The 4,804-nt window shown below is 77.8% G+C and carries 3 protein-coding genes; all 3 read right to left on the bottom strand.

The window, feature by feature from the left end; translation table 11 throughout:
- Positions 1 to 474 precede the first annotated feature (474 nt).
- On the bottom strand, positions 475 to 672 hold the full coding sequence (gene fxsA, locus IH80_RS0137815) for an FxSxx-COOH cyclophane-containing RiPP peptide (RefSeq protein WP_030966433.1): 198 nt from the start codon (positions 670 to 672) through the stop codon (positions 475 to 477).
- Between the two features lie 95 nt (positions 673 to 767).
- Complete coding sequence (locus IH80_RS47045) at positions 768 to 4,172, bottom strand: SAV_2336 N-terminal domain-related protein (protein WP_051810361.1); 3,405 nt, start codon at positions 4,170 to 4,172, stop codon at positions 768 to 770.
- Positions 4,173 to 4,178: 6 nt separating this feature from the next.
- Positions 4,179 to 4,804, bottom strand: a 626-nt coding sequence (locus tag IH80_RS0137805; RefSeq protein WP_030966431.1) for a hypothetical protein, incomplete at its 5' end; no start/stop codon positions are given.

Raw genomic sequence — 4,804 nt, 5'->3', positions numbered from 1 at the left:
GTGCTGCCCTGGCCCGGCCAGACGGCCCCGGTCGCGCCTCGTCCTGCGGGGACACCCCTCCCCGTCCCCCCTCCAGCAGTACGAGCCGGTACACGGAGCCGTGGGGTGGGGACACGGCGGAGTGTCCCCGCAGGACGAGCGCGCAACCAGGGTCGCCTCATCACGACGAAGCCGCACGCGCCGAGCCGAGGAGACATTCCGCCGGGGCACCGCCCCACACCTCACACCACCGCCCCGCCGCAACCATGGCCACCCCCGGCAGGAGCCACAGGCCACCACCGCCCAACCACAACAATGGCCACCCCGGCGGGAGCCACACCCCTGCACCCCCGCCCCGCCGCACCATGGCTACCCCCGGCGGGAGCCACAGGGCACCACCGCCCAGCAGGAACCGTGGCCACCCCCGGCGGGAGCCGAGCGGTACCGCCGAAGCCACACCGCCGAGCACGCGCAGCGAACGAGCACGCGCAGCGGTCAGGCCGCGCTGGAGTCGAACGCGTTGAGGATTTCCGCCGGGTGGGTCACGCGTTCGACCAGGCCCTCGATCACCTCGGCCAGTACGGGATGGTCGATCCCGCGCAGGGCGGCCAGGTCGAGCCCGGAGAGGTCCGGCAGTCGCCCCGGGCACCCCGGGGCGGTGGCCGGCGCCATTTCCTGACGTTTCGTCACCATGTGCCGCCGCTCCCCCTGTCGCGTCGCACTCTCCGCTTCCGGACGGTCCACTGCCCTTTCCCTCCGGCCGGTCGGCGGAAACAGCGGCCCGCCTGTCACGGCCCCGCCTCCAGGGCCCGTACCCGCGCGCGCAGCCCCTCGGAGCGGCCGTCGGGGTCGGTGCCGATCCGCTTCCACAGCTGCAGCGCCGAGCGGTACTCCTCCAGGGCGGCCCGGGGGCGTGCGAGCCGCTCCAGCACCTCCCCGCGGGCCTCCTGCACGCGCGCGGCCAGCCGTAGCGCGGTGTCCTCGCGGCCGGGGAGGCCCCGGTGGTCGTCGTCGCGGCCCTCGTGGTCGTCACGGCCCTCGCGGTCCGCCTCCAGGGCGGCCCGCCAGGCCAGCCGGTAGGACTCGACCGCCCTGTCGAGGCGGTCCGCGGCGCGCGTGTGGCCGTGGATCTCCTGCTGCACGTCGCCGTGGTCCCGCCAGGCGCGGGCCCGTTCCAGCGGGCCGCGGCTGTTGCGGACGGCCAGTTCCAGCAGGTACTCGGCCTCCCGCAGGTCCACCGCGTCCCTCTCGTACGCGTGCCGCAGCCGTAGCCCGGTGGCCAGCCGCCTCAGCCGGTGTGCGGCTCCCGGGTCGGACTGCGGGACCGCTGCCCGGCTCTCGCGCAGGACGCGTACGGCCGCCCCGGTGAAGCGGCGGCCGCCCGCGCTGCGGGCCCGCTCCAGGAGTACGTCGCCCCACTCGGGCAGGAGTTCACCGAAGGCCTCCCCGTCGCGGGGCACGAGCCGCCGGGCCCGGCCGTACGCCTCGGCCGCCTCCTCCAGCGCCGCCGGGTCGGCGTCGCGCGCGTACCGCTCGCGGTGGACCCGGGCCAGGCACAGCAGGGCGGCCACCCGCAGCTCCGGGTCCCCGCCCGTCTCCTCCAGGGCGGTGGCCAGCTGTCCGGCGGCCTCCTCCAGCCTCGGAGGCAGGTGCCGCAGCGCGTCGGCCAGCTCCACGCGCACCCGGGCGCTGCCGGCCCCCGCCCCGGCGTGGCCCGTCCCGGCCGGCGGGGCGGCCAGGACCACCGCGAGTCGGGCCGCCGCCTGTTCGGCCAGGGCGGCCCGCTCGGCCGGGTCGGGGGTGCGGGGCAGCAGGGCCAGCAGGACCCGGCCGAGCGCCAGGTGGAGCTCCGGGTGCGGCCGCAGGGACGCCTCGGGGGACGGCGGGGCGTGCGGTTCGGCGGACGGCGTGGGGTGCGGTGCGGCGGATGCCTCCGGGTCCGGGCCGTCCGGCTCCCCGCCCGGTACGGGATCCGGGCCCGGCACGGGGCCGGCCAGGGGTTCGAGGGCCGCGCGGGCCTCGCGCAGCGCGCCCGGATCCTCACGCAGCCCGCTGAGCCTGATCAGGGTCTCGGCCCGCCGTACCGCGCAGTCCCGCCGCAGTTCCGGTTCGGCCGTGGCGGCCGCCGCCGCGAACTCGCGGTCCGCCGCCACGAGCAGGTCGGGGTCGGGGCCGGCGGCGAGCGCCCGCTCGTACAGCACCCGCCCGCGGACCGCCCGCGCCGCGGCGGTCCGCAGCCCGGTCACGGCGCGCTCCGCCTCGGCGAGGAGCTCCGGGTCGCGTTCGGCCGCCCACAGCCGCAGCAGGGCCCCCGCCAGTTCCGTCTCGGCGTCCTCCGGCGGGTCTCCGGGCCCGGCCGGGGCCGTCACGGCCCGCCGCAGGACGGCCACGGCCTCGTGCAGGGCCCGTGCGCCCGCGTCGCCGTCGGCGTCCGCGTCCGCGAGCCGGTCGCGGGCGGCGCGCACCGCCCCGGCCCGGGCGAGCAGGGGGGCCGTCGGTGGTTCGCGTACCGGCTGCCCGTCCTGCGGCATCCCGGGCAGGTAGCGCCGTACGACTTTGGCCGAAACCTGTGCGAAGGCCTGCGGGAGCCGGCCTTCGGGGGGCCGTTCCCCGTCGTCGGGTTCGGGGGCCACCGCCGTCGCCGCCGTGCCGGTCAGCTGTGCGACGGCGAGTGCGGGGAAGTTGCGCACGCCCGCCCCGAAGTGCGCCCGTACGTACTCCGAGCAGTGCTTGAGCACCAGCGCGGCCTCGTCCCGTCCCAGGGGCCCGAGCAGGACGTCCTGCACGCCGGGGACGAACTCGTACCAGTGCCCCGGGCCCGGTCCGCTGCGCCTGAGCAGCCCGCTGAGCAGGACCTCCGCCAGGTCGGACGGTTCGGAGTCGGGCAGCATCGTGCGCTGCACCAACCGCATCACGGGCAGTGTCAGCGGGGCCGCCGACAGGTACACGGCCAGTTGCACGGCGCGGGGCGCGGCCGAGGAACGGAACCGTGCCACGAGTTCGCGGGGCGGGCGGACGGCGGGCGGCGGCGGGACGGGCGCGGTGGGGTGGTCGGCCCGTACGCGGCCCACCTCGGCGGCGACCGGCCCGGTGCCGAGGCCGGCGACGAGCCGGGCCCACGCCCCGAGGGCGGTCGGGCTCGGCGGCAGCACCGGTACGGCGAGCCCGCCCGTGGGCCGTCCGGGCGGCGGCGGCCGGTCCGGCCGGAACCGCAGCCTCTGCCCGGCGCCCTCCAGCCGGGCGAGGGTGCCCCGCTCGGTCGGCAGCCAGCTGCGTCCCCAGAGCCTCTGCGGCAACGGCTGGACCACCATGCACGGGGTGCATTCGGCCCAGCGGTGCAGCAGCCGCTGCGCCGCCCCCTCGCGCCAGAGCGGCCCGGCGCAGTCGGAGACGACCATGGTGAGGGCGCGGCCCGTGGGGTCGCGCAGCTGGTCTCCGGAGCGCAGCCCCGGGCCCGGGACGGGGCCGCGTCCGAGCGCCGCCGAGCCGTCGGGGCGGCGGTGCAGGTAGTGCACCTGGACGTCCCGGAAGGCGCCCAACCGCTCGCAGACGGAGCGCAGTTCCTCGAACATGTCCTGCCAGACGGCCATCGAGGGGGAGGCGTCCATCACGAGCCGCAGGGTCGCCTCGCGCCGGCGGTCCGGGCGGAGCACCGGGATGAGGAGGCCGAGGGCGCGGGCGCTGGCGTCGGCGGTGGCGCTCTCGTCGATCACCAGCCGGGTGGGCGGGGCCGGCGGGCGGTGCCGCTGGAGGGCACGCAGGGCGCGCTGGACGTCGAGGATGCGGGGCAGGGCGGCGGCTCCGGGCACGCGTACGGGGACTCCGTACTCCTCGGGCGACTCCGGCGGCGTCCCGCTGACGGCCTCGCCGGTGTGGTGCGCCCCGGGTGCGTAGAGCCGCACCGGGTCCTCGGTGTCCGTCTCGGCCCGTACGGGCTCGACGGGTTCCGCGGCGGGGTCCTCGGGGTCCGCCGCCGGGCCGGGCTCGTGGGTGCCGGGCCGTGCGGGGCCGGGTCCGCGGATGTGGCCGGCGAGCCACAGGGCGTCGGCGAGTTCCTCGGCGGACGGGTCGAGTCCCGCGGCCAGCAGCAGCGCGGCCAGTTCTCGGACACCGGGCGCGGTGGGCGGCGGGCCGGCGCAGGGGGGCGCGGCGGGGTCGTGCGCGGCGGGTTCGGGCACGGCGGGTTCGGGCACGGTGCGTCACCTCGGGCGGTCGAGGCGCTGGATGAGCAGGTCCGCGAGGTCCTCCCGGGTCGCCGGGGAGGCGTAGTGGGTGAGGTAGACGGCGTTGAGGAGCTGGTCGGCGGCGACCAGTTCGGACTGGGAGCGGCCCAGGAACTCGCGGATCAGGTCGCCGCCGAGGCGGGCGGCCTCCTCGCCGAGGTGGGCTCGGACCATGGTGGCGAGCCGCCGCTCGCCGGGCTGTCCGAGCTTGAGCTGGATGCAGCGTCTCAGCAGGGCGGCGGGGAAGTCCCGTTCCCCGTTGCTGGTCAGGATGATGAAGGGGAACGCCCGGCAGCGGACGCGGCCGCCGCGCACGGTCACCTTGGTCCCGTCGTCGGTGAGCACCTCGACGTCGGGCTCGGTGTCGGCGACCCGCTCCAGCTCCGGGAGGGCGAACTCGCCTTCCTCCAGGACGTTCAGGAGGTCGTTGGGGAGGTCGATGTCGCTCTTGTCGAGTTCGTCTATGAGGAGCACGCGGGGTCGTGCGGTGGGCAGCAGGGCGGTGCCCAGGGGGCCGAGCCGGATGTACTTGCCGATGCCGGGGACCGCGGCGGGCGTTCCCGGCGCCGCCCCGCCGGCCGCCCCGCCTCCCGCAACCCCGC

This window comes from Streptomyces sp. NRRL S-378 (assembly GCF_000720645.1).
GTDB lineage: Bacteria > Actinomycetota > Actinomycetes > Streptomycetales > Streptomycetaceae > Streptomyces.
The sequence above is the reverse complement of the archived record's forward strand: the minus strand, read 5'-3'. Positions and strand labels throughout refer to the sequence as shown.